The sequence below is a fragment of the Micromonospora sp. WMMD980 genome (genome assembly GCF_029626035.1).
In the GTDB taxonomy this organism is placed as follows: domain Bacteria; phylum Actinomycetota; class Actinomycetes; order Mycobacteriales; family Micromonosporaceae; genus Micromonospora.
Genome location: NZ_JARUBE010000003.1, coordinates 573,839 through 595,899 on the forward strand (window position 1 = coordinate 573,839; position 22,061 = coordinate 595,899).

Annotated in this window: 22 protein-coding genes; 13 read left to right on the forward strand and 9 right to left on the reverse strand. The window is 73.2% G+C overall.

From position 1 onward, the window contains the following. Nucleotides 1-2: 2 nt before the first annotated feature. Nucleotides 3-1,421, reverse strand: coding sequence for a trehalose-6-phosphate synthase (locus tag O7618_RS03215; RefSeq protein WP_278104447.1), 1,419 nt, complete (start codon nucleotides 1,419-1,421; stop codon nucleotides 3-5). 173 nt (nucleotides 1,422-1,594) lie between these two features. After that, nucleotides 1,595-2,434 (reverse strand): DUF308 domain-containing protein, encoded by an 840-nt coding sequence (locus O7618_RS03220; RefSeq protein WP_278104448.1) that lies wholly within the window; start codon nucleotides 2,432-2,434, stop codon nucleotides 1,595-1,597. A gap of 151 nt (nucleotides 2,435-2,585) precedes the next feature. On the opposite strand from O7618_RS03220, the gene O7618_RS03225 reads away from it, so the two are divergent. Then, a complete protein-coding gene (locus O7618_RS03225; RefSeq protein ID WP_278104449.1) occupies nucleotides 2,586-3,281 on the forward strand; it encodes a lysophospholipid acyltransferase family protein in 696 nt (231 codons plus the stop codon). A gap of 2 nt (nucleotides 3,282-3,283) precedes the next feature. Here the strand turns inward: O7618_RS03225 and O7618_RS03230 are convergent, their stop codons facing one another. Further along, on the reverse strand, nucleotides 3,284-6,751 hold the full coding sequence (locus O7618_RS03230; protein WP_278109890.1) for an adenylate/guanylate cyclase domain-containing protein: 3,468 nt from the start codon (nucleotides 6,749-6,751) through the stop codon (nucleotides 3,284-3,286). Between the two features lie 139 nt (nucleotides 6,752-6,890). Between O7618_RS03230 and O7618_RS03235 the strand changes: the two genes are divergently transcribed. Further along, on the forward strand, nucleotides 6,891-7,136 hold the full coding sequence (locus O7618_RS03235) for a hypothetical protein (protein ID WP_278104450.1): 246 nt from the start codon (nucleotides 6,891-6,893) through the stop codon (nucleotides 7,134-7,136). 52 nt (nucleotides 7,137-7,188) lie between these two features. On the opposite strand, the gene O7618_RS03240 is transcribed toward O7618_RS03235, so the two are convergent. Continuing rightward, complete coding sequence (locus tag O7618_RS03240; protein ID WP_278104451.1) at nucleotides 7,189-7,770, reverse strand: MFS transporter; 582 nt, start codon at nucleotides 7,768-7,770, stop codon at nucleotides 7,189-7,191. Then, nucleotides 7,734-8,411 (reverse strand): MFS transporter, encoded by a 678-nt coding sequence (locus O7618_RS03245; protein ID WP_278104452.1) that lies wholly within the window; start codon nucleotides 8,409-8,411, stop codon nucleotides 7,734-7,736. Before O7618_RS03245 ends, O7618_RS03240 begins: the two co-directional genes overlap by 37 nt. A 214-nt stretch (nucleotides 8,412-8,625) precedes the next feature. Between O7618_RS03245 and O7618_RS03250 the strand changes: the two genes are divergently transcribed. Next, the gene (locus O7618_RS03250; protein WP_175441244.1) at nucleotides 8,626-8,781 is read left to right on the forward strand and encodes a hypothetical protein; all 156 of its coding nucleotides are present in this window, start codon (nucleotides 8,626-8,628) and stop codon (nucleotides 8,779-8,781) included. A 114-nt stretch (nucleotides 8,782-8,895) separates the two neighbouring features. On the opposite strand, the gene O7618_RS03255 is transcribed toward O7618_RS03250, so the two are convergent. Further along, nucleotides 8,896-9,588 (reverse strand): Crp/Fnr family transcriptional regulator, encoded by a 693-nt coding sequence (locus O7618_RS03255; protein ID WP_091059444.1) that lies wholly within the window; start codon nucleotides 9,586-9,588, stop codon nucleotides 8,896-8,898. A 246-nt stretch (nucleotides 9,589-9,834) separates the two neighbouring features. On the opposite strand from O7618_RS03255, the gene O7618_RS03260 reads away from it, so the two are divergent. The 5 genes from O7618_RS03260 to O7618_RS03280 all read left to right on the forward strand — a co-directional run bounded on the left by O7618_RS03260 (nucleotide 9,835) and on the right by O7618_RS03280 (nucleotide 13,472). Further along, nucleotides 9,835-10,332 carry a polyadenylate-specific 3'-exoribonuclease AS gene (locus tag O7618_RS03260; protein WP_278104454.1) on the forward strand — a complete coding sequence of 166 codons (498 nt, stop codon included), beginning with the start codon at nucleotides 9,835-9,837 and terminating at the stop codon, nucleotides 10,330-10,332. A 141-nt stretch (nucleotides 10,333-10,473) separates the two neighbouring features. Further along, a complete protein-coding gene (locus O7618_RS03265; protein WP_278104455.1) occupies nucleotides 10,474-10,977 on the forward strand; it encodes a pyridoxamine 5'-phosphate oxidase family protein in 504 nt (167 codons plus the stop codon). Between the two features lie 179 nt (nucleotides 10,978-11,156). After that, a complete protein-coding gene (locus O7618_RS03270) occupies nucleotides 11,157-12,185 on the forward strand; it encodes a 6-phosphofructokinase (RefSeq protein WP_278109891.1) in 1,029 nt (342 codons plus the stop codon). 80 nt (nucleotides 12,186-12,265) lie between these two features. Then, the gene (proC, locus tag O7618_RS03275; protein ID WP_278104456.1) at nucleotides 12,266-13,075 is read left to right on the forward strand and encodes a pyrroline-5-carboxylate reductase; all 810 of its coding nucleotides are present in this window, start codon (nucleotides 12,266-12,268) and stop codon (nucleotides 13,073-13,075) included. Between the two features lie 46 nt (nucleotides 13,076-13,121). Beyond that, nucleotides 13,122-13,472: a DUF2203 domain-containing protein gene (locus tag O7618_RS03280; protein ID WP_278104457.1), complete on the forward strand. Its 351-nt coding sequence runs from the start codon at nucleotides 13,122-13,124 to the stop codon at nucleotides 13,470-13,472. A 99-nt stretch (nucleotides 13,473-13,571) separates the two neighbouring features. On the opposite strand, the gene O7618_RS03285 is transcribed toward O7618_RS03280, so the two are convergent. Next, nucleotides 13,572-14,309 carry an NADPH-dependent F420 reductase gene (locus O7618_RS03285; protein ID WP_278104458.1) on the reverse strand — a complete coding sequence of 246 codons (738 nt, stop codon included), beginning with the start codon at nucleotides 14,307-14,309 and terminating at the stop codon, nucleotides 13,572-13,574. Nucleotides 14,310-14,444: 135 nt separating this feature from the next. On the opposite strand from O7618_RS03285, the gene O7618_RS03290 reads away from it, so the two are divergent. Continuing rightward, entirely contained in the window at nucleotides 14,445-15,248 is an 804-nt protein-coding gene (locus O7618_RS03290) for an SGNH/GDSL hydrolase family protein (protein ID WP_278104459.1), read from the forward strand. A gap of 61 nt (nucleotides 15,249-15,309) precedes the next feature. Here O7618_RS03290 and O7618_RS03295 read toward each other — a convergent pair whose 3' ends face one another. Then, complete coding sequence (locus O7618_RS03295; protein WP_278104460.1) at nucleotides 15,310-15,798, reverse strand: glutathione peroxidase; 489 nt, start codon at nucleotides 15,796-15,798, stop codon at nucleotides 15,310-15,312. 143 nt (nucleotides 15,799-15,941) lie between these two features. Between O7618_RS03295 and O7618_RS03300 the strand changes: the two genes are divergently transcribed. After that, complete coding sequence (locus O7618_RS03300; RefSeq protein WP_278104461.1) at nucleotides 15,942-17,582, forward strand: glycosyl hydrolase family 18 protein; 1,641 nt, start codon at nucleotides 15,942-15,944, stop codon at nucleotides 17,580-17,582. A gap of 95 nt (nucleotides 17,583-17,677) precedes the next feature. Here O7618_RS03300 and O7618_RS03305 read toward each other — a convergent pair whose 3' ends face one another. Beyond that, a complete protein-coding gene (locus O7618_RS03305) occupies nucleotides 17,678-18,652 on the reverse strand; it encodes a helix-turn-helix domain-containing protein (RefSeq protein ID WP_278104462.1) in 975 nt (324 codons plus the stop codon). Between the two features lie 224 nt (nucleotides 18,653-18,876). On the opposite strand from O7618_RS03305, the gene O7618_RS03310 reads away from it, so the two are divergent. The 3 genes from O7618_RS03310 to O7618_RS03320 all read left to right on the forward strand — a co-directional run bounded on the left by O7618_RS03310 (nucleotide 18,877) and on the right by O7618_RS03320 (nucleotide 22,060). Then, on the forward strand, nucleotides 18,877-19,362 hold the full coding sequence (locus tag O7618_RS03310; RefSeq protein ID WP_278104463.1) for a hypothetical protein: 486 nt from the start codon (nucleotides 18,877-18,879) through the stop codon (nucleotides 19,360-19,362). A 92-nt stretch (nucleotides 19,363-19,454) separates the two neighbouring features. Further along, nucleotides 19,455-20,861 carry a 3-deoxy-7-phosphoheptulonate synthase class II gene (locus tag O7618_RS03315; RefSeq protein WP_278104464.1) on the forward strand — a complete coding sequence of 469 codons (1,407 nt, stop codon included), beginning with the start codon at nucleotides 19,455-19,457 and terminating at the stop codon, nucleotides 20,859-20,861. A 179-nt stretch (nucleotides 20,862-21,040) separates the two neighbouring features. Then, nucleotides 21,041-22,060, forward strand: a complete 1,020-nt coding sequence (locus O7618_RS03320) for a GntG family PLP-dependent aldolase (protein WP_278109892.1) — start codon at nucleotides 21,041-21,043, stop codon at nucleotides 22,058-22,060. The last annotated feature ends 1 nt before the right edge of the window (nucleotide 22,061 follow it).

Consider the following 22,061-nt stretch of genomic DNA (forward strand, 5'->3'; position numbering starts at 1 on the left):
GCTCAGCGGGCGGCGGGCCGGCGGCCGACCAGCGACCCGCTCTCCTCCAACGCGCTCAGGTAGGACGCGGCCCAGGCGTGGATGTCGTTGTGCGCCAGGTGTTCCCGCATCGCGCGCATCCGAGCCGCCACGTCCTCCGGGCCGGCCCGCAGCGCGGCGAGCAGCCCCTGCTTCAGGCCGTCCAGGTCGTGCGGGTTGACCAGGTACGCCTGCTCCATCTCGGCGGCCGCGCCGGCGAACTCGCTGAGCAGCAGCGCGCCGGTGCCGTCGACGCGGGCGGCCACGTATTCCTTGGCGACCAGGTTCATCCCGTCGCGTAGCGGGGTCACCGCCATCACGTCGGCGACCCGGTAGAGCGCGACCAGTTCGGCCCGGTCGAAGGGCTGGGTGAGGTAGTGGATGGCCGGCTCGCCGACCCGGCCGAACTCGCCGTTGATCCGGCCCACCTGGTGCTCCACCCGGTCGCGCAGGATCTGGTATTGCGCCACCCGGTCCCGGCTGGGCACCGCCACCTGCACCAGCACCGTGTCCCGGACCTTGACGTCGCCGCTGGCCAGCAGCTCGCGGTAGGCCTTGAGTCGCTGCTCGATGCCCTTGGTGTAGTCCATCCGGTCGACGCTGACGATCACCTTCTCCGGCTGGCCGAGATCCTGCCGGAGCCGGCGGGCCCGGTCGGCCACCTCGGGCCGGGCCGCGAGCGCGGACATCTCGGCGGTGTCGATGGCGACCGGGAAGGCGCCGATGCGCACCACCCGGTCGTCCACGCCGATCCGCCGGTCGGTGGCGGACAGGCCGAGCACCTTCGCGGCGAGCTGCGCGAAGTTGTGCGCGGCCTGGGCCCGCTGGAAGCCGATCAGGTCGGCGCCGAGCATCCCGCGCAGCAGCTCCGAGCGACGGGGGAGCTGCATGAACAGCTCCGGCGGCGGGAACGGCACGTGCAGGAAGAAGCCGATGCGCAGGTCGGGGCGGAGCGCGCGGAGCAGGCCGGGCACCAGTTGGAGGTGGTAGTCCTGCACCCAGACCAGGCCGCCCGGCTCGGCGGCCTCGGCGGCGGCCTCGGCGAACCGCTGGTTGACCCGCTGGTACGCCTCCCACCAGCGGCGGTGGTATTCCGGCTGCTCGACGGCGTCGTGGTAGAGCGGCCAGAGGGTGGCGTTGGCGAAGCCCTCGTAGTGGTCGCGGAAGTCCTCCGCGCTCAGCGGGACGCTGCGCATCCGGACGCCGTCCACATCGGGCAGCTCCGGCGCGGGGCCGGTGCCGCCGGCCCAGCCCACCCAGGTGGCTGGGGTGTGCCGGAGCAGTGGGTGCAGGGCGCTCACCAGGCCGCCGGGGCTGCGGCGCCACTCGAAGGCGCCGTCCGGCGCCACGCTGTCGTCGATGGGGAGGCGGTTGGCCACCACCACCAGGGGGCTCTGTCGCATCTCGGGCAATCCGCTCAGCAGGGGTACCGGCGACCGGATCATGGCGCAAACCGGACAGCCGGTGCGGGACGTGACGTTCAGCGGTATTCCTACTGACCGTAAGTTACACCCCTGTTACACGAACGACGCGGGGCGGGCGGTGTCCCGCGATCCGGGCAGGCCCCGGCCGGCGCTCAGACGACCGCGCCGTCGTCGGGGTCGTGGTCGTCCCGGTCGCCGGGGCGCAGCCGCCAGATGAGCATCACGAAGCCGGCCAGGATGCCGGTGAAGCCGAGCAGCGTCACCACCTTCGGGTCGACCAGCGACATCACGGTGGGGGACAGGAACAGCAGGAAGCCGAGCACGATGCTGAGCACGCCCAGCACCGCGTATTTCGAGAAGCGTGGCAGCGGGGGCGGCGGGGGCGGGGTGTAGTGCTCCTCGTCCGCCGCGTCGTCCGGCAGGCCGGTGCCGAACGTGTCCAGGCCGTCCAGCAGGGAGGGCTCGTCGTGCCGGTCGCGGCTCACCGAGATGCCGGAGACGTCCGCGGCGTAGGGCAGCCGGCGGACGTCGGTGGCGGTCGGCCCGGCCGGCTCCTCGGCCCGGCCGGTGGCACCGCTGCCCGGCGCGGCCGGGTCGTCGACGTCCTCGGCGGCGGGCCAGGGGTTGCCGCCGGCGGCCGGCGCGGTGTGGAACCCCGCCACGATCTTGGCCCACTCGGCCTCGATGTCCGGCTCGTCGGCGCGCGGCGGCTCGCCGCCGCCCTCGTCGGCGAGCTGGGTGAGGTAGTCGCGGGCGGTCCTCAGGTGGAACCGGTCGACGTAGAGCCGGTCGACCGGGCGGGCCGGGACCGTGGTGGTGCGCGTCACCGGATTCAGGTCGGCGGAGGGCTGGAGGTAGGCGGCGATGCCGCCGGCGGCCAGCACGTCGAGCAGGTGCTCGCCGACGCGCGGATCGACGTCGCCCGCGACCGCGTACTCGGCCGCGTCGAGCCCGTTGTCCCGCCGCCCTCGGCGGGGCCCGCCCCCTGACACCGGACACCCCCTTCACCGCGGCCTGACGTCGTGCCCTGAATCCTGACACGTCGAAGCCCCGTTCCGGGAGTGCGTTGTGGCGCGGCGTACGTGGTTCGTACCCTCATCCCGGACGATCCCCCGCGTCACCACCCGATCCGGAAGGACCTCGGTGCTGTACTGGCTGCTGAAGTACATCATCCTCGGCCCGTTGCTGCGGCTGGTCTTCCGCCCGCAGGTCGAGGGGTTGGCGCACGTGCCGGCGACCGGTCCGGTGATCCTGGCCAGCAACCACCTCTCCTTCTCGGATTCGATCTTCACCCCGCTGATCGTCAAGCGAAAAGTCACCTTCATCGCGAAAGCCGAATACTTCACCGGCAAGGGCGTGAAGGGATGGCTGACCAAACTGTTCTTCGTCGGCTCCGGCACCATCCCGGTCGACCGCTCCGGCGGCCGGGCCGCCCGGGCCGCCCTCGACACCCAGCTCGAGGTGCTGCGCGCCGGTGGCGTCGCGGGCATCTATCCGGAGGGCACCCGGTCGCCGGACGGCCGGCTCTACCGGGGCAAGACCGGGGTGGCCCGGCTCGCGCTGGCCAGCGGCGCCCCGGTGGTCCCGATGGCCATGCTCAACTCCGACGCGATCCAGCCCACCGGGCAGATCATCCCCAACCTGGGCCGGATCCGGATCCGCTTCGGCCCCCCGCTCGACTTCTCCCGCTACGCCGGCCTGGTCGGCGACCGCTTCGTCGAGCGGGCTGTCACCGACGAGATCATGTACGAGCTGATGGAACTCTCCGGCCGGGAGTACGTCGACACGTACGCCCAGAAGGTGAAGAGCGCGCCGCCGCGGCAGCCGCTACCCGCCTGAGGTCAGCCGGCCCCGGCGATCCGGAGCAGGCCGCCCGCGGCATGCCGGGCCGCGAACGCGCGTACCCGGGCCAGCGTCTCCGCCGCGGCCGCCGGATCAGCCCCGGCCAACGGAACCACCGCCAGGGCGGCGGCGATGATCTGGTCGGTCGCGTCGGTCATCCCGGCGTAGTCCGCCGCGGCGGCGGTGAACAACCGGCCGGCCCGGGCCGGGTCACCGTCACGGCGGGCCAGCGCCGCGTCCGCCGACCGGCCGGCCGCCCGCGCCCAGCGGGTGGCGCGCGGGGCGCGGCGCAGCAGGTCGCGCACCAGCACCGCCGCGTCGCCGCCGAGCAGGCCGGCGACGTGCCCGACCGCCGGCACCCACTCGGCGAACGGAATCATCCGGGTCCGCCGCCAGTCCTCGTCCAGCTCGGTCAGGAGCGCGAGCGCCTCGTCCCGGCGGCCCTGCACCGCCCGGCAGAGCGCGGCGTGCGCCACGGTGGACCGCAACACCCGGTGGAAGCCGCTGCGCCGGGCGGCGACGAGCGCCTGGTCCACCAGGTCCGGGCCGCCGGGGCCGACGCGCGGCCCGTCGCCCAGCGCCCGGATCCAGCCGGAGACGGCCACGATGTGCAGGTCCCACTCGTCGGTCGGCCGCCGGATGGACCCCTCGGCCATCCGCAGCGCCGCGGTCCAGTCACCGCTGTAGTAGGACCGGGTCCACTGGTCGCTGAAGCTCACCGTGAGACCGTGCTCGCCGGCCAGGTCCAGTGACCGTTGTTCGTCGACCAGCCGGGCCGAGCCGGCCAGGTCGCCCTCCTCCTGCAACGCCCACGCCAGGTTGTGCACCGCGCGGCGGCGGCTGGTCAGCCGCTCCACCCGGCACTCCTCGGTGACCTCGGTCAGTTCGGCGAACGCCTCCGCCACGCCGGCCTGGTAACGGGCCACCGCCAGGGTGATCCGGGCGTTGGCCCGTGCCTCCCGCAGCTCCAGCCGTTCGGCCAGCTCGGCGGCGCTGCCGGCGGCGGCGCAGGCGGGTTCGGTCTCCGCGTCGAGCATGTACGCCCGGGCCAGCTCGAGCAGCACGCCGACCTTGTCCTCGCTGTCCGGCAGCGCGGCGTGCAGCCGGATCGCCCGGTCCAGGCAGCGCAGCGTCTCCGACCGGTCCGCCCGGGCCCAGGCCGCGGTGGCCAGCAGCCGCCACGCCTTGGCCGCGCCGGGCAGGTCACCGGCGTCGGTGAGCCGCCCGGCCAGGCCGGTGAGCACCGCCGTGCCGTCGGCGACCAGGAACCCGTCCTGGTCGGCATAGAACGCCAGCTCGGCCTGGAACAGCTCGAGCGCCGGATCCGGCCCGCACTCGACGGTGAGCGCGCGTTCCACCAGCGTGGCCGCGGTGTCCAGCGCGTGCAGCTCGTACGCGCGGCGGGCGGCCCGGTGCAGCGCGGACCGGGTGGCCGCGGCGTACGGGGCCTGGTCCAGGCCCACCGTGCGGGCGATCTCGTGCGCCGCCCACCGGTGGTTGGCCACCACCTCGGCCAGGTCGTGCTGCCGGCCGTCGGCGAGCTGCTCCAGCCAGTCGGCGGCGCGCTGGTGCCGGGCCACCCGCTCGGCGCGCGGCAGCCGCTGATAGCAGACGTCGCGCACCAGCACGTGCCGGAACCGGTACTCCGGCTGCCCGGGCATGGTCGAGGTGGGCAGCTCGAAGACCAGGTCGCGCCGCTGGAGCCGGTGCAGCGCCCGTTCCACCCACTCGGCCGGCCGGCCCAGGGCCAGCGCCACCGGCGCCGCCCAGAACTGCACCCCGACCACCGAGGCGGCCTGGAGCACCGCCCGGTCGGCGGGGTCCAGCAGGTCCAGCCGGTTGGCGATGACCGCCTGGACGGTACGCGGCATCCCGGCGCCGCCGGCCGGTTCGAGGCGTACCGGGCCGGCGGCCCGCTCGACCAGGCCGCCGTCGAGCAGCATCCGGGCGTACTCCTGGGCGTAGAGCGGGTTGCCGTCGGCGAACTCGATCAGCGGCGCGCGGGCGGTGCTGGGCAGCGTGGCCTGGCCGAGCAGCAGCGAGTAGAGCGTGTCGATGTCGCCGTCGTGCATCGGCGGCACCGAGATGGACATGGCGCCGCTGATCGTGCCGGTCCACGCCGGGTGCCGCTCGCGCAGCTCCGGCCGGGCGGTGGCGACGACCAGCAGCGGCACGTTGCGGGCCGCCGCGCCGAGCTGCTCGACGAAGGAGAGCATCGCCTCGTCGGCCCAGTGCATGTCCTCGAAGACGAGCACGGTCGGGCCGGTGGCGGCCAGCGCGAGCAGGAACCGCCGCCACGCCGCCTCGGTCTCGGCCGAGGTGAGCCGCTCCCCGGGCACGCCCACCAGCGGGCCCAACGCCTCGGCCAGCCGCACCGCGTGCGGGTCGGCGAGCCGGCCCAGCCGCTCGCGCAGGCGCTCCCGGGCGGCGACCGGGTCGTCGGCGCCGGTCAGCCCGGTCCAGCGCCGCACGATGTCGGCCAGCGCGGCGTAGGTGACGTTCTCGCCGAACGGCGGGCACTGACCGGTCAGCCAGGTGACCCGCGCGCCGGGCAGGTTCGCCGCGTGCCGGGCCAGCTCGCGCAGGAGCCGGCTCTTGCCCACCCCGGCCGGGCCGAAGACGGTCAGCAACTGCGAGGTGCGCTCGGTCACCGTGCGGTGCAGCGCGCTGACCAGCAGGCCCCGCTCGTGGTCCCGGTCGACCATCGGGGTCAGCTCAGCGCCCTGGTCGTCGCGCCGGGGTCGGGCCTGCACGGCCAGCCAGATCCGGCTCACCGCCGACCGGCCGCGTAGCGTCACCGGCGGCTGGTCGGCGTACTCCATCTCGCGTCGGGTCGCCGCCCAGGTGCTCTCGTCGACCACCACGCCGCCGACCGGGGCCAGCGCCTGCAGGCGGCTCGCGGTGTTGACCACGTCGCCGGTGACGAACGCCTGGCCGCCGTCGCGCGCCGCGGCCAGGTCGACGAGCGCCTCCCCGGTGGCGATGCCGACCCGGAAGCCGAGCGGCGGGTGCGGCCCGGCCGGCTGCCGGGCCAGGCTCCGCTGCAGCTCCAGCCCGGCGCGTACGCAGCGCAGCGCGTCGTTGTCGGTGGCCACGGGCGCGCCGAACAACGCCATGACCGCGTCGCCGATGTACTTCTCCACCACACCGCCGTACTGGTGCACCAGCCGGCGCACCGTGGCGAAGTAGACCTGTTGCAGGCCGCGCGCCTGTTCCGGGTCGGCCCGCTCGGCATAGGTGGTGAAGTCGACGATGTCGATGAAGAGCACGCTGACCTGGCGGCGGTCCTCCTGCACGGCAACCGCGTGGTCGCGCAGTGGCTGGCCGCAGTTGGTGCAGAAGTTGGCGCCGGCGTCGTTGGCGTGGCCGCAGCCCGGGCAGGCGGCGGCGAGCGGCCGGCCGCACCCGCCGCAGAAGCGGTCGTCCGGCCCGGCGCTCCGCGAGCAGTGTCCACAGGTGAGGTCGATGTCCGGCTCCGTACGCGTGAGGTCACCAGTGTCCCGCGCGGCCGGGCAGTCGGGTAACCGACCCCTCGGCGGGACGTCACGGCTGTTCGGCCGGGTCTAGTCTCCTCTAGCAGACAGTCCCGTCGACAGGGAGAGTGCCGTGCACGTCCGGCTTTCCGCCCCATGGACCGATCCACGAGGGACGCTGTGGGCCTCGGGCGACACGGTCGACGTGGACGCCGTCACACTCGCCGAACTGGAGGAAAAAGGCATGGTGGAGCAGCCCACGAGCAGCGGATCGTCCGAGACCACGACCCCCACGACGACCACGCCGCCGAAGAAGACCGACCCGTCGAAGATCGGCCCCGGCCCGAGCGCGCCGCCGGCCGACACCAAGGACAACTGAGACCAGATGGAGCCGGTGGCCGCGGCCACCGGCTCCACCGTGCCCGATCGGCTCAGGCCACCGCCGCCACGGCTGTCCGCCGCCTCGTCCGTCCACCGAGGGCCCGGGTCAGCAGCGGCACCACGAGCGCCAGCGTGGCGAGGATCCCGACGCCGGACACGGCCAGCAGCCACCGGGGTCCGATCGCTCCGAGCAGGGACGCCCCGGCGAGGTACGCCAGCACCTCCGCCCCGTAGGGGGACATGTAGACCGTGCCGAAGACGACGCCGAGTCGTTCGGCCGGCACGTGCTGCTGGATGAGCGTGTCCGCCGCCACGTGGTGCCAACCCGCGCCGGCCCCGGCCAGCGCCTGCCCGACGAGCGCCACGCCGATCACCGGACTCATGCCGGTGACGAGCGTGCCGACGCCGAGCGCGAGCACCGCGCCGTAGAGCACGAACTGCATCCTGGTTCGTCCGCCGGCGCGGGCCAGCAGCATCGGGCCGAGCACCATGCCCGCGCCGTAGGCGGTGCCGAGCAGACCGATCATGACCTCGTCGGCCGCGAGCGCGGTGCGTCCGAGCGGCACCAGCGCCAGGTTGTCCAGCGCGGCGAACGTCACCAGCACCAGGAAACCGATCGAGACCGCCCGCACACCACGCCGCTGGTACGCACGACGCGCATTCCCGCGCCGAGCACCTGACGGTACGGCTCACGCGGTGGGGTCGGCGCGCCGGGCGCGGACAGCCCGCGTACGCCGCCGATCAGCAGCGCGGACGCCACGAAGGTGGCGGCGTCGACGATCAGCGTGGACGTCAGGTCGATGGTGGCCAGCATCAGCCCGCCGAGGGCCGGGCCGGCGGCGAACCCGATGTTCATGCCGACGGCCAGTTGGGCGTTGGCCGCGGGCAGCCGCTCCCGGCCTACCAGCCGGGGCAGCAGGCTCCGGCCGGCCGGGGTGAAGGCGGTGGCGGCCAGGGTGGCCGCGGTGACCGCCGCGAGCAGCACCGGCAGCGGCGGGGCCAGCAGCGCCAGGGCGAGGTAGAGCAGGGCCTGGGTCAGGTCGCAGCCGACCATCAGCCGGCGTTGGTCGAACCGGTCGGCGAGCGCACCCAGCAACGGTCCGAGGAGCCTCGGCGCGGTGGTCGCCAGCAGCAGCAGGGCCACCGCCGTGCCTCCGTATCTGTCGTAGGCGGCGATCAGCAGCGCGGTGCGGGCCAGCTGGTCGCCCAGGTAGGAGACGAGGCGGGCGGACCAGTAACGACGAAAGACGACATTGCCGCGGATCAGTGACATGCCCGTCAACTCCTCGCTGCGATCGGTCTGTCCGGCGGGGCACCGGGGCAGGGGCGCGCGGGGCAACCTTGGCAGCGGGGATCGGGGTCGGACAACGGCTCTTCAGGCAGCAATTCATGCACATATGTCTATTTTGTCCGACTCGCTCCGGCCGTAGCGTCTGTCCCGTACCGCCGCACCAGCCGCGGTGGACCGACGATCTCCGGGAGGAACGATGACCACCTCGACCAACGCCACCGCGACCGGCTGGGCCGGCCCCGGCTTCTCCGCCACCACCCCGCAGGGCTGGATCGGCCCCACCCGCGGTTGGGCCGGCCCGACCCGTGGCTGGGTCGGCCCCACGCGTGGCTGGCTCGGCCCGACGCGCTGACGGGACGCACGCAGGCGCCGACCGCCTCGGGCGGTCGGCGCCTGCGTGCGCGTGGGTGGGCCGGGGCGGGCCGGCGCGTGGTGCGCCCGCTCCCGGGTGGCGCCGGTGATGGACCTAGCGGTCGCTCATGCCGGCGCGGCGGCGCAACGCGGCCACGTCGGTGACCACGATCCGGCGACCTTCGGTACGCAGCCAGCCGCGGCTGGCGAACGAGCCGATGGCCTGGTTGACGCTCTGCCGCGACCCGCCCGCCATCTCCGCGAGCTGGCTCTGGTTGAGCTCGATGGTGATCATCGGAGCCTGGCTCTCGCCGGCCAGCCGGACCAGCGTCTTGGCCACCCGGCCGGGCAGGTCGAGGAAGACGTGGTCGGCGTTCTGCTCGGTGAGCCGGCGGATCAGCTGGCCGAGCGAGCGCATCACCGCGTCGAGGATGCGCGGGTTGGAATGCACCAACTCCATGAAGGCGGGACGGGACAGCGCCAGCGCGGCGCAGTCCTCGATGGCCTCGGCGGAGGCCGACCGGGTCGAGGCGTCCAGCAGGGAGACCTCGCCCAGCACGTCGGGCGGTCGGATCACCGACAGCACGGCCCGCTCGCCGGTCGGGGCGGTGCGGAACACCGCCACGGCGCCGCGGCGCAGCACGATCAGGGACTCACCGGGATCGTTCTCGACGAAGAGGAGCTGCCCCTTGCGGTAGGTGCGCGGCACGGCCGCGGCGATGACCCGCTGCCGCACCTCCGGCTCCAGCCCGGCGAACATCTCCACGCCCGTGAGCGCGTCACCTGGCTCCGGCAGGCGAGACTCCACGGCCAACCCCTCCCCGGTCAGAAGTCACCACTCGCACACCGGGTGAAGCTGTCAGTCCCGGTACGAGGCAGCTCAACCGGTTCGGCGCCCGACGGCGGTACACATCAGATCATGACGTCCCGGTAGCGTGCTGTACACCCCTGGAGACACTTCCGTGACCATGCCGGGCCGGCGACCGGCGCCGCGCCGACCTCGGCGGACGCCCCGGCGACGGCCCGGCGGGGGCGATGGGCGAGGATGGGGCCGATGGTCTACCGCTACTTCTACGACTGCGAATTCATCGAGGACGGCCGCACCGTCGACCTGGTGTCGATCGGCGTCGTCGACGAGTACGGCCGTGAGTTCTACGCGGTCTCCACCGAGTTCGACGACACCCGGGCCGTGCCCTGGGTGCGGCGCAACGTGCTGGACAAGCTCCCCTCGCCGGCCGACCGGGGCTGGCGCTCACGCGAGCGGATCCGCGACGACCTGCACGAGTTCCTCCTGGCACCGGTCCGCGACCGGCCGGGCGAGCAGCTCGAACTCTGGGCCTGGTACGCGGCGTACGACCACGTGGTGCTGGCCCAGCTCTGGGGCGCGATGCCGGCGCTGCCCCGGGAGATCCCCCGGTTCACCAAGGAGCTGCGCCAGCTCTGGGACGACCGGGGTCGGCCCCGGCTGCCGGAGGCCGAGTCCGGCCGGCACGACGCGCTCGTCGACGCCCGGCACAATCTGGCCCGGTGGCGAGCCATGACCACGCGCTGAGCCCATGCCCGGCCGGCACAGCATGAGCGAATGCACCGAGCGCAGCGAGGGCCGTGAGCGCATGCCCAGCCCGCACGGCAGGTTTGACCCGTTCTGCCCGGGGCATCGGAGGCGGCATCACGCCGATCCGAGGAGGGGTCCATGAGCAACGAGCCGGCCAGTGCGGCCGACGCCCGCCGCAAGGTCACCGAGCTGATCCGCGACGCCCGGATCTGCCTGCTCACCACCACCGCCGTCGACGGGCGCCTGGTCAGCCGGCCGATGGGCCTGCAGGAGGCGGACTTCGACGGCGACCTGTGGTTCTTCGCCTACGCCGACTCCGCCAAAGTCCGCCAGATCCGGGTGAACCCGCAGGTCAACGTCGGCTTCTCCGACCAGAAGCACAACGCCTGGGTCTCCGTGGCCGGCACCGCCACCGAGGAGTGGGACGCCGCCCGGGCCAAGGAGCTGTGGAACCCGCTGCTGAAGGCATGGTTCCCGGACGGCCTGGAGACGCCGGGGATCACCCTGATCAAGGTGCACGCCGGTTCCGCGGAGTACTGGGACTCCCCGGGCAGCACGGTGGTCAACCTGCTCGGCTTCGCCAAGGCGGCGGTGACCGGGAAGCCGCCGAAGTCGGGGGAGAACCAGGAGGTCGGCTACTGACCGGTAGCCGGCCCGGGGGGCGGGACGGTCCGGGGCGCGGTGCCGGCGCGCACCCGCGCCGACTACAGTTCGCTGTGACGGCCCGCCCCGGGCCGGCAACGGCGCCGATGGTCTGATCCGACACATATCCTGGGGCTTAATCCGGGCTTCACCTGATGCTTCAGGAGGATGAGCAGATCATGCGTATCGGCGTGCTCACCGGCGGCGGCGACTGCCCTGGTCTCAACGCGGTGATTCGGGCGGTGGTCCGCAAGGGCGTCGCCACCTACGGTCACGAGTTCGTGGGCTTCCGGGACGGCTGGAAGGGCCCGCTCGAGGGGCTGACCAAGCCGCTGGGCATCGCGGAGGTGCGCGGCATCCTGCCGCGCGGCGGCACCATCCTCGGTTCGTCCCGGACCAACCCGTTCAAGATCGAGAACGGCGTGCAGCGGATCAAGGAGAACCTGGCCGCGCAGGGCGTGGACGCGCTGGTCGCGATCGGCGGCGAGGACACCCTGGGCGTCGCCACCAAGCTCCACGAGCTGGGCGTCAACGTGGTCGGTGTGCCGAAGACGATCGACAACGACCTGGGCGCCACCGACTACACGTTCGGCTTCGACACCGCGGTCAACATCGCGATGGAGGCGATCGACCGGCTGCACACCACCGCCGAGAGCCACCACCGCACGCTCGTCGTCGAGGTGATGGGCCGGCACGCCGGCTGGATCGCCCTGCACGCCGGGCTCGCCGGCGGCGCCAACGTGATCCTGCTGCCGGAGCGGCAGTTCGACGTCGAGCAGGTCGCCGGCTACGTCGAGAAGCGCTTCCAGCACCAGTACGCGCCGATCGTGGTCGTCGCCGAGGGCGCCCAGCCGTTGGACGGCCAGATGGTGCTGCACAACCAGGAGCTCGACTCCTTCGGCCACGTCCGCCTCGGCGGCATCGGCCAGTGGCTGGCCGAGCAGTTGGAGGCCAAGACCGGCAAGGAGGCCCGCACCGTGGTGCTCGGGCACATCCAGCGCGGCGGCACCCCGACCGCGTTCGACCGGGTGCTCGCCACCCGGCTCGGCCTCCAGGCGATCGACGCGGTGCACGAGGGCGACTGGGGCAAGATGGTCGCCATGCAGAGCACGGACATCGTCCGCGTTCCGCTGGCCGAGGCCACCGCCGAGCTGAAGACGGTGCCGCTGGAGCGCTACGCCGAGGCCGAGGTCTTCTTCGGCAGCTGAGGTGTAAGGAGGGGCCCCTTCTTAACGCTTCGCGCATAGCAGGGGCCCCCGCTTGACAGAAGTCGGACGAGGAGGCGCGGGTGGGCGGGCACACGGTCGCGGTGATCGGCGCGGGCAAGATCGGCGAGCTGATGCTCTCCGGGCTGCTCCGCTCCGGCTGGCCGGTGGAGCGGCTGCTCGCCACCGCGCGCCGACCGGCCCGCGCGCAGGAACTGACCGATCGCTACGGCGTGCGGGTGGTGGACAACCCGACCGCGGTGGCCGAGGCCGACGTGCTGGCCGTCTCGGTGAAGCCGCAGGACGCCGCCGCCCTGCTCGACGAGATCGGCCCGAAGGTCCCGGCCGGCAAGCTGGTCATCTCGCTCTGCGCCGGCCTGCCGACCGCCTTCTTCAACCGCCGGCTGCCCGAGGGCACCCCGGTGGTGCGGGTGATGACCAACACCCCGGCCCTGGTCGACCAGGCGATGAGCGCTATCTCGCCGGGCGCGCACGCCACCGGCGCGCACCTGGCCCTGGCCGAGGAGATGTTCTCCCCGCTCGGCTCGACGGTCCGGGTGCCGGAGTCCCAGCAGGACGCGGTCACCGCGCTCTCCGGCTCCGGCCCGGCCTACTTCTACCTGCTGGTCGAGGCCATGATCGACGCCGGCATCCTGCTCGGCCTGCCGCGCCAGGTGGCGCACGAGCTGATCGTGCAGACCGCGATCGGCTCGGCGGTGATGCTGCGCGACTCCGGCGAGCACCCGGTGAAGCTGCGCGAGGCGGTCACCTCGCCGGCCGGCACCACCATGTCCGCGATCCGCGAGCTGGAGAACCACGGCGTACGCGCGGCCATGCTGGCGGCGCTGGAGGCCGCGCGCGACCGGGCTCGCGAACTCGCCGCCCAGGTGTGAGGCACCGACCCCGCCGAGCGCCGCTTCCGTGCCCCATACTGGCCCGGTGTTCACTCTCGCCCAGGCGCGACACCTGGTGGCCACCCTGCGGCCCCGCGTCGACGAGCTGATCAAGCTGCGGGCCGACCTCGCCGAGCTGCGGGTCGACCTGGCCGACCACGGCGCCAGCGCGCTCGGCGGGCTCGCCGAGGTGAAGGCGCTGGAGGCCCGCCTGCACGCCGTGGTGGAGGAGTTCCACCAGCACGACATCGAGGTCAAGGGGATCGCCCCGGTGCTGCTCGACTTTCCCGGTGAGCGGGACGGTCGGGCGGTGCTCTGGTGCTGGCTGGAGGGGGACACCGACGTCCGCTGGTACCACCGGGTGGAGTGCGGCTTCGCCGGCCGTCGCCCGGTCTGAACCGCCCGGTCCGTGCCGCTGCCGCCGGTCCGAACCGGCGGCCGACGACGAGCCCGGTGCCCGGCGGCCGATCGTGACCGACCGCCGGGCGCGCGTGGGTCAGATGTCGGCGTAGCGGCGGGCGGCGGCGAGGGCGGCGCGCAGCCGTGGCGCGTCGACGGTCGCGGGTCGTGCCCAGTCGCCGTCGGTGGCGTAGATGCCGGCGTACGCGGTGGTGTCGCGCTGGAACCGCCAGCCCTCGGCGAGCGGTCCGGCGTCGACGGCGTCGTAGCCCAGCGAGTCGAGGAACGCGGTGACCGCGGCCTTGGCCGCCGGGTCGTCACCGGCGATCGGCAGGGCGGTGCGGTCCGCCGCGCCAGCCGGGCGGCCCAGGTCGCGCAGGTGTGCGAAGTAGATGTTGTTGAAGCCCTTGACCACGCGCGACTCCGGCAGGTGCCGCTGGAGCAGTTCGCTGGTGGTGGTCGACTCGTCGTCCAGCTCCGGGAGGCTCCCGTCGCGGTCCGGGTAGTAGTTGTTGGTGTCGATAACGATCTTCCCGGCGAGCGGCGCGGCCGGCACCTCGCGGTAGGCCCGCAGCGGGATCGTGACGACCACCAGGTCGCCGGCGGCCGCCGCCTCGGCCGGGGTGGCCGCCCGGGCCCGGGGGCCCAGCTCGGTCACCAGGTCGCGGAGTGTGTCCGGGCCGCGTGAGTTGCTGAGCACCACCTCGTGGCCGGCGTCCACCGCGAGCCGGGCCACCGTGCCGCCGATGTTGCCGCTGCCGATCAGTCCCACAGTCGTCATGTCCGGTGCCAACCCCGGCGGCGCCCGTCGGCATTCCCCGGCGGAAACCTTCATTCGTACGCCATGGAACGGCATCGATTTGTATGGACAAGTCTCAATGAACGGAGACCGCCAATCGGTGATCTTCCATGTTTGGTGATCTCATTGATATCAATCTCTCACCACCACTTCCCACCCCAGGAGTGCGACGTGCGGAGATCCCGTCTTGCCACCATCGCCCTGACCCTGGCCGCCTCGGTCGGGTTCACGCTGTCACTGGCCGCCCCCGCCCAGGCGGCCCCGTCCGACCGTTACGTCGCGCTCGGCGACTCGTACGCCTCCGGCGTCGGCGCCGACAGCTACACCTCCGAGAGCGGCAACTGTCTACGCAGCACCAACGCGTACCCGGCGCTCTACAACGCCAACATCCGGCCGGCCTCGTACCGCTCGGTCGCCTGTTCCGGCGCCACCACCTCGGACGTCATCAACGGGCAGCTCTCCGCGCTCTCCTCGACCACCACGCTGGTCAGCGTCACGATCGGCGGCAACGACGTCGGCTTCGCCAACATCATGAGCACCTGCGTGCTCCAGGGGGAGACCCAGTGCGTGGCGGCCGTCAACTCGGCCATGAACGTGGCCCGCACCCAGATGCCCGGCCGGCTCGCCAACGTCTACAACGGGATCAAGAGCCGCGCCCCCTCGGCCCGTGTCGTGGTGGTCGGCTACCCGGTCTTCTACCAGCTCGGCACCGTCTGCGTCGGGCTCACCGCGACCTCGCGGGCCAAGATCAACGAGGGCATCAACCTGCTCGACGACATCACCCGGACGGCGGCCACCTCCGCCGGCTTCACGTTCGCCGACGTCCGGTCCATCTTCGTCGGTCACCAGCTGTGCAGCTACGGCACCAAGTGGCTGCACGCGTTGAACGTGCTGAATCTGACCATCTCCTACCACCCGACCGCCGCGGGGCAGTCCGGCGGCTACTACCCGGTCTTCCGGTCCGCCGCCGGCTGACCTGAGGCGCCCGGCCCGAGCGGCATGCCCCGACGCGGGGGCATGCCGCTCCGCCGTGCGCTCAGGCCGGCAGGACCTTCTCGATCGCGGCGCGCAGCTCCGGGTCCTCGGGGGTGACCTGCGGGGCGAACCGGGCGGCCACCGTGCCGTCCGGCGCGACGAGGAACTTCTCGAAGTTCCAGCGCACGTCGCCGGTGTGCCCCTCGGCGTCCGGCGTGGGCGCCAGCTCGGCGTAGAGCGGGTGGCGACCCGGCCCGTTGACGTCGACCTTCTCGGTGAGCGGGAACGTGACGCCGTAATTGACCTGGCAGAACTCCTCGATCTCCGCGGCGTCGCCCGGCTCCTGGGCGGCGAACTGGTTGCACGGCACCCCGAGCACGGTGAGCCCGCGCCCGGCGTAGGCGTCCGAGAGCGCCTGCAGGCCCGCGTACTGCGGGGTGAGGCCGCAGCGGGAGGCCACGTTGACCACCAGCAGGGCGCGGCCGCGGTAGCGGTCGAGGTCGGCCGGGCCGCCGGTGAGGGCGTCGATGGGTACGTCGAAAACGGTCATGCGACGAGGCTACGGGCCGTCGGGCGGCTCACCCCGCGCCACCCGTGAAATCGACGCATCTACATCTTGACGAACTGATGACGGCGTGAGTAGCGTCTCAGCAATCAATTTGGAAAGTTTCCTAACTATTGGGGAGACGCCGTATGAAGAGATCGCTCCGCCGGGCCCTCTGGGCCACCGGCGCCGTGGTCGCGCTCGCGGTCGCCGCGGTGCCCGTGACCACCGCGTCGGCCGCCGGCAGCGTCACCGCCACGTTCACCAAGGTGCAGGACTGGGGGACCGGTCATGAGGGACGGGTCACCGTCACCAACGGCACCGGCGCGAGCGTGAACGGCTGGCGCATCGAGTTCGACCTGCCCTCCGGCACCTCGATCAGCAGCTCCTGGGACGCCGACGTCACCCGCAGCGGCAACCACTACGTCGCGGTCAACAAGAGCTGGGCCGGCTCGCTCGCGGCGGGCGCCAGCTTCAGCTGGGGCTACAACGGCACCGGGGCGTACAAGGGGCCGCTGAACTGCACCGTCAACGGCGGCTCCTGCGCCGGCGGCGGCACCCCGCCGACGACCACCCCGCCGACGACGACGCCGCCCACCACCACGCCGCCGACGACCACGCCGCCCACCACCACGCCGCCGACGACCACGCCGCCCACCACCACGCCACCCACCGGGGGCAAGAAGGTGGTCGGCTACTTCGCCGAGTGGGGCGTCTACGGCCGCAACTACCACGTCAAGAACATCCACACCAGTGGCTCGGCCGCGAAGCTGACCCACATCCTGTACGCCTTCGGCAACACCACCGGCGGGCGGTGCAGCATCGGTGACAGCTACGCCGACTACGACAAGGCGTACACCGCGGCGGACAGCGTCGACGGCGTCGCCGACACCTGGGACCAGCCGCTGCGCGGCAGCTTCAACCAGCTGCGCAAGCTGAAGAAGATGTACCCGAACCTGAAGGTGCTCTGGTCCTTCGGCGGTTGGACCTGGTCGGCCGGCTTCACCCAGGCCGCGCAGAACCCGGCCGCGTTCGCCGACTCCTGCTACTCGCTGGTCAAGGACCCGCGGTGGGCGGACGTCTTCGACGGCATCGACATCGACTGGGAGTACCCGAACGCCTGCGGCCTCCAGTGCGACAGCAGCGGCCCGAACGCGTTCAAGAACGTGGTCTCCGCGCTGCGGACCAAGTTCGGCTCCAGCTTCCTGGTCACCGCGGCGATCACCGCCGACGGCAGCAACGGCGGCAAGATCGACGCGACCGACTACGCCGGCGCGGCGACGAACCTCAACTGGCTGATGCCGATGACGTACGACTACTTCGGCGCGTTCGCCGCCCAGGGGCCGACCGCCCCGCACTCGCCGCTCTACTCGTACACCGGCATCCCGCAGCAGGGCTTCTGGTCCGACGCGGCGATCCAGAAACTCAAGTCCAAGGGCGTGCCGGCCAACAAGCTGCTGCTCGGCATCGGCTTCTACGGCCGGGGCTGGACCGGGGTGACCCAGACCGCTCCCGGTGGCAGCGCCACCGGCGCGGCGCCGGGCACCTACGAGGCGGGCATCGAGGACTACAAGGTCCTCAAGAACACCTGCCCGGCCACGGCCACGGTCGGCGGCACGGCGTACGCCAAGTGCGGCAGCAACTGGTGGAGCTACGACACCCCGGCCACCATCGGCGGGAAGATGAGCTACGCCAACACCCAGGGCCTCGGTGGCGCGTTCTTCTGGGAGCTCTCCGGAGACACCAGCAACGGTGAGCTGATCGGCGCCATCAAGGGCGGTCTCGGCTGAGCCGAGGGCGACGCACCAACCCTCGGTGAACCGAGGGCCGACGCACCACCCACCCGGCGGGGAGGGGCCGCACCGGCCCCTCCCCGCCCGCGTGGTCACCCCCGCACGGCCCGTTCCCGGTGCTCCCCCGGGGACAGCCCGTAGGCGGCCCGGAACGCGCGGCTGAAGTGCGCCGGGTGCGCGAAACCGCACCGGGCGGCGATCTGCGCGACGCTCAGCCGCCCCAGCCCCGGATCGGCCAGTTCCCGGGCCGCCCGATCCAGCCGGCCGGTGCGGATCAGCGCGCCGACTGTCGTGCCGGTGCCCTCGAAGAGCCGGTGCAGCGACCGCACCGACAGGTGGTGCGCCGCCGCGACGGCGGCCGGGGAGAGCGCCGGATCGGTCAGGTGCCGCCGGACGAACGCCGCCACCCGGGCCCGCAGCCCGGTGACCCGGGCGTCCACGGAGAGGTCCCGCTCGACGTCCAGCGGCGCGGCGAGGACGCCGCCGATCAGGTCCAGGGCGATCCGGTCCAGGTGCCAGGCGTCGGCCGGCGCGTACTGCTCCGGGTGCGCCGCGATCCGCCGCAGGAACGCGGCGAGCAGCGCGCCCATCCCGGCGTCGGCCGGGACGGGCGCGGCGAGCAGGTCCGTCAGCCGGCGCGGGGCCAGCGGCAACGCCCGGTGCGGCACCAGGACGGTCAACGTCTCCACCGCGCCCGGCGTCGCGGCGTCCGGCCGCAGCCGGGAGCCGTGCGGCCGGACGGTGTCGACGAGGGCGAACGCGGACGGGTCGAGCGGCCCCTCGCGGCGCTGCTGGGTCACCACCCCGCGCCCGGACAGCGGCAGGACGAGCTGGTACAGGTCCGGGTCGCCACTGTCGATCATGTGCGCGGGGCGGGTGAACTCCAGCGACGGGTAACGCCAGACGCCGAGACGGAGCGTGCCGAGTTCGATCACCCGCGCCGAGGCGGTGAAGTCACCCGCGTGCGCGCTGCGGATGGTGGCCGTCGAGGACTGCCGCGCGACGAGGTCCTGCCAGAAGTCGAACCGTTCGGCCGGCGGCAGCCGGGTGGTGTCGACGGACGTCACGGTGAGGATGGCCGGTCACCTCCGCGGAAGGGCGCGGTCGGGTGCCGCCGCGCCATCCGAGACTAGTGATCGCCGAGTCGGGTCGGTGGTCGACGGGCGTGCCGGCTGGCCGGGCGGGGCGATCGCGGCGAGGATGGGGAGGCCGGCGGCCGGCGCGCGGCCAGGTGTGACAGACTCGCCGGCCCGGGCACGTCGCGATGCCCCCGAGCCGATGGGAGGGACCGATGGGTCAGCAGCACCGGAGGGTGGCGACCGCCGCCGTCCTGCTCGCGCTCCTGCCGGCCGGCCTGGCCGGCTGTGGCTCGGACGACGACGCGGGGACCGCCGCCACGCCCACCGGCCGGGCACCCGCCGAGGAGGCCGCCGCCAAGAGCCGGGAACGCGTGCAGGCATACCTGGACGCGCTGGCCGCCCGCGACGCCGCCGCCGGCCGCAGCCAGCTCTGCGCGCCCCTGCAGGCCGCCTTCGACACCACCGCCACCGGCCCGAACGGCGACTTCGCCGACCACTTCACGGTGCCGCAGGCCACCATCACCGACGTCCGCACCGGGCCACGCGGCCAGGAGGTCAGCGCCACGGTCACGGTGGCCGCGGGATCACGCAAGGCCACCCGGTCGCTGCTGTTCACGGTCACCCGCACCGGCGCGGACTGGTGCATCGCCGGCGAGGCGCCGGGCGGCAACTCCGCCCAGCCGGCCGTCACGCCCTGACCGCCGGGTCGGGTGTGGCGCCGGTCTCCCACGCACCGGAACCGTCCCCCTCGGCGTCGGGCGGGCCGGGCGGTCGCCGTACGCTTTCCGGCATGCGCCATGAGTGGCACCAGCTGAGTCACCCCGCCGTGGGCAGCCCGGGTCTGCAGACCAGCCGCCCGACCGCCGACTCCGCCGAGGACGTGGCCCTCGGCCTCGACCGCTGGCGTGAGCTGCCGCGCGCGCAGACCCCGCCCTGGGGCGACCCGGCCCAGGTCGCCCAGGTCTGCACGGTGCTGGACACGGTGCCGTCGGTGGTCGCGCCCTACGAGGTCGACCAGTTGCGGCGGCGGCTCGCCCTGGTCTGCGAGGGCAAGGCGTTCCTGCTCCAGGGCGGCGACTGCGCGGAGACCTTCGCCGACAACACCGAGAGCCACCTGCTGGCCAACGCCCGCACCCTGCTCCAGATGGCGATCGTGCTCACCTACGGCGCGTCGCTACCGGTGGTCAAGGTGGCCCGGGTCGCCGGCCAGTACACCAAGCCCCGGTCCCTGCCCACCGACGCCCGCGGCCTGCCGGCCTACCGCGGCGACATGATCAACTCGCTGGAGGCCACGCCCGAGGCGCGGGTCGCCGACCCGCAGCGCATGATCCGGGCGTACGCCAACTCGGCCGCCGCGATGAACATGCTGCGCGCCTATCTGGCCGGCGGCCTGGCCGACCTGCACGCGGTGCACGACTGGAACAAGGACTTCGTCCGGCGGTCACCGGCCGGCGAGCGCTACGAGGCGATCGCCCGGGAGATCGACCGGGCCATCGCCTTCATCCGGGCCTGCGGGATGACCGACGAGGAGGCCCTGCGGACGGTCACGCTCTACTGCTCGCACGAGGCCCTCGCGCTGGAGTACGACCGGGCGCTCACCCGCATCTCCGACCGGCGGGCGTACGGGCTGTCCGGGCACTTCCTCTGGATCGGCGAGCGGACCCGGCAGCTCGACGGGGCGCACATCGACTTCATCTCCCGGATCGCCAACCCGATCGGCGTCAAGCTCGGCCCCACCACCACGCCGGACGAGGCGATCGAGCTGTGCGAGAAGCTCAACCCGGACAATGTCCCCGGCCGGCTCACGCTGATCAGCCGGATGGGCAACCACCGGGTTCGCGACGCGCTGCCGCCCATCGTCGCCAAGGTCACCGCCGCCGGCGCGAAGGTGGTCTGGCAGTGCGATCCCATGCACGGCAACACCCACGAGTCCTCCAACGGCTACAAGACCCGGCACTTCGACCGGATCGTCGACGAGGTGCTCGGCTACTTCGAGGTGCACCGCGGCCTGGAGACCCACCCGGGCGGCCTGCACGTCGAGCTGACCGGCGAGGACGTCACCGAGTGCCTCGGCGGCGCCCAGGGCATCGAGGACCTCGACCTGCCCGACCGGTACGAGACCGCCTGCGACCCACGACTGAACACCCAGCAGTCGCTGGAGCTGGCCTTCCTGGTTGCGGAGATGCTCCGTGGCTGACGCGAGGAGTGAGCTTGCGAGCCCCGCAGTCGGCAGCCGGAGAGATAACAGTGGCTGACGCGAGGAGTGAGCTTGCGAGCCCCGCAGTCGGCAGCCGGAGAGATAACAGTGGCTGACGCGAGGAGTGAGCTTGCGAGCCCCGCAGTCGGCAGCCGAAAGGAAACACCGTGGATGAGTCGTTGATCGACCTGAGGACCGACACCGTGACCCGGCCGACGCCGGCGATGCGGGAGGCCATGGCCGCCGCCGAGGTGGGCGACGACGTCTACGCCGAGGATCCGACCGTGACCGCGCTCGAGGCCGAGGTGGCCGCCCTGTTCGGGAACGAGGCGGCGCTGTTCGCCCCGAGCGGCTCGATGGCCAACCAGCTCGCCCTGCAACTGCTCGTCCCGCCCGGCGACGAGCTGCTCTGCGACGCCGACGCGCACGTGGTCACGTACGAGGTCGGCGCCGCCGCGGCGTACTCCGGAATCTCGTCGCGGACCTGGCCGGCGGTGGGCGCGGAGCTGGACCCCGACGTGGTCGCCGGGATGATCCGGCCGGACGGCTACTTCGCGGTGCCCACCCGGGCGGTCGCGGTGGAGCAGACCCACAACCGGGGCGGCGGCGGGGTGATCCCGCTGTCCACGCTGCGCCGGCTGCGCGCGGTCACCGACGAGCACGGGCTCGCGCTGCACTGCGACGGGGCCCGGATCTGGCACGCGCACGTGGCCGACGGGGTGCCGTTGGCCGAGTACGGCGTGCTGTTCGACACGCTGTCGGTCTGCCTCTCCAAGGGGTTGGGCGCGCCGGTCGGCTCGCTGGTGGTGGGCAGCGCCGAGAAGATCGCCCGGGCCCGGTTCCTGCGCAAGCGGATGGGCGGCGGCATGCGGCAGGTGGGCATCCTCGCCGCCGCCGGCCGGTACGCGCTGGCGCACCACGTGGAGCGGCTCGCCGACGACCACGCGAAGGCCGCCCGGCTCGCCGAGGCGGTCGCCCCGCACGGCGTGCTCGCGACCGGGGTGCGGACCAACATCGTGCCGCTGGACCTGACCAAGCATCCGCTCGACGCGCACGCCCTCGCCGCCGCCACCCGGGCGGAGGGTCTGCTGATCTCGGTGCTCGGGCCGCGAACCGCCCGGCTGGTCACCCACCTGGACGTCACCGACGCCCAGATCGACCGCGCCGCGGACGTCCTGACCGCGGCGCTGCGAGCCTGAC

What these genes read in the sequence shown, in the direction of transcription:
- O7618_RS03215 (WP_278104447.1), bottom strand. Translation starts at nt 1,421, where the DNA reads ATGCGACAGAGCCCCCTGGTGGTGGTGGCCAACCGCCTCCCCATCGAC.
- O7618_RS03245 (WP_278104452.1), bottom strand. Translation starts at nt 8,411, where the DNA reads ATGTCACTGATCCGCGGCAATGTCGTCTTTCGTCGTTACTGGTCCGCC.
- O7618_RS03250 (WP_175441244.1), top strand. Translation starts at nt 8,626, where the DNA reads ATGACCACCTCGACCAACGCCACCGCGACCGGCTGGGCCGGCCCCGGC.
- O7618_RS03260 (WP_278104454.1), top strand. Translation starts at nt 9,835, where the DNA reads ATGGTCTACCGCTACTTCTACGACTGCGAATTCATCGAGGACGGCCGC.
- O7618_RS03265 (WP_278104455.1), top strand. Translation starts at nt 10,474, where the DNA reads ATGAGCAACGAGCCGGCCAGTGCGGCCGACGCCCGCCGCAAGGTCACC.
- O7618_RS03270 (WP_278109891.1), top strand. Translation starts at nt 11,157, where the DNA reads ATGCGTATCGGCGTGCTCACCGGCGGCGGCGACTGCCCTGGTCTCAAC.
- O7618_RS03285 (WP_278104458.1), bottom strand. Translation starts at nt 14,309, where the DNA reads ATGAAGGTTTCCGCCGGGGAATGCCGACGGGCGCCGCCGGGGTTGGCA.
- O7618_RS03295 (WP_278104460.1), bottom strand. Translation starts at nt 15,798, where the DNA reads ATGACCGTTTTCGACGTACCCATCGACGCCCTCACCGGCGGCCCGGCC.
- O7618_RS03300 (WP_278104461.1), top strand. Translation starts at nt 15,942, where the DNA reads ATGAAGAGATCGCTCCGCCGGGCCCTCTGGGCCACCGGCGCCGTGGTC.
- O7618_RS03310 (WP_278104463.1), top strand. Translation starts at nt 18,877, where the DNA reads ATGGGTCAGCAGCACCGGAGGGTGGCGACCGCCGCCGTCCTGCTCGCG.
- O7618_RS03315 (WP_278104464.1), top strand. Translation starts at nt 19,455, where the DNA reads ATGCGCCATGAGTGGCACCAGCTGAGTCACCCCGCCGTGGGCAGCCCG.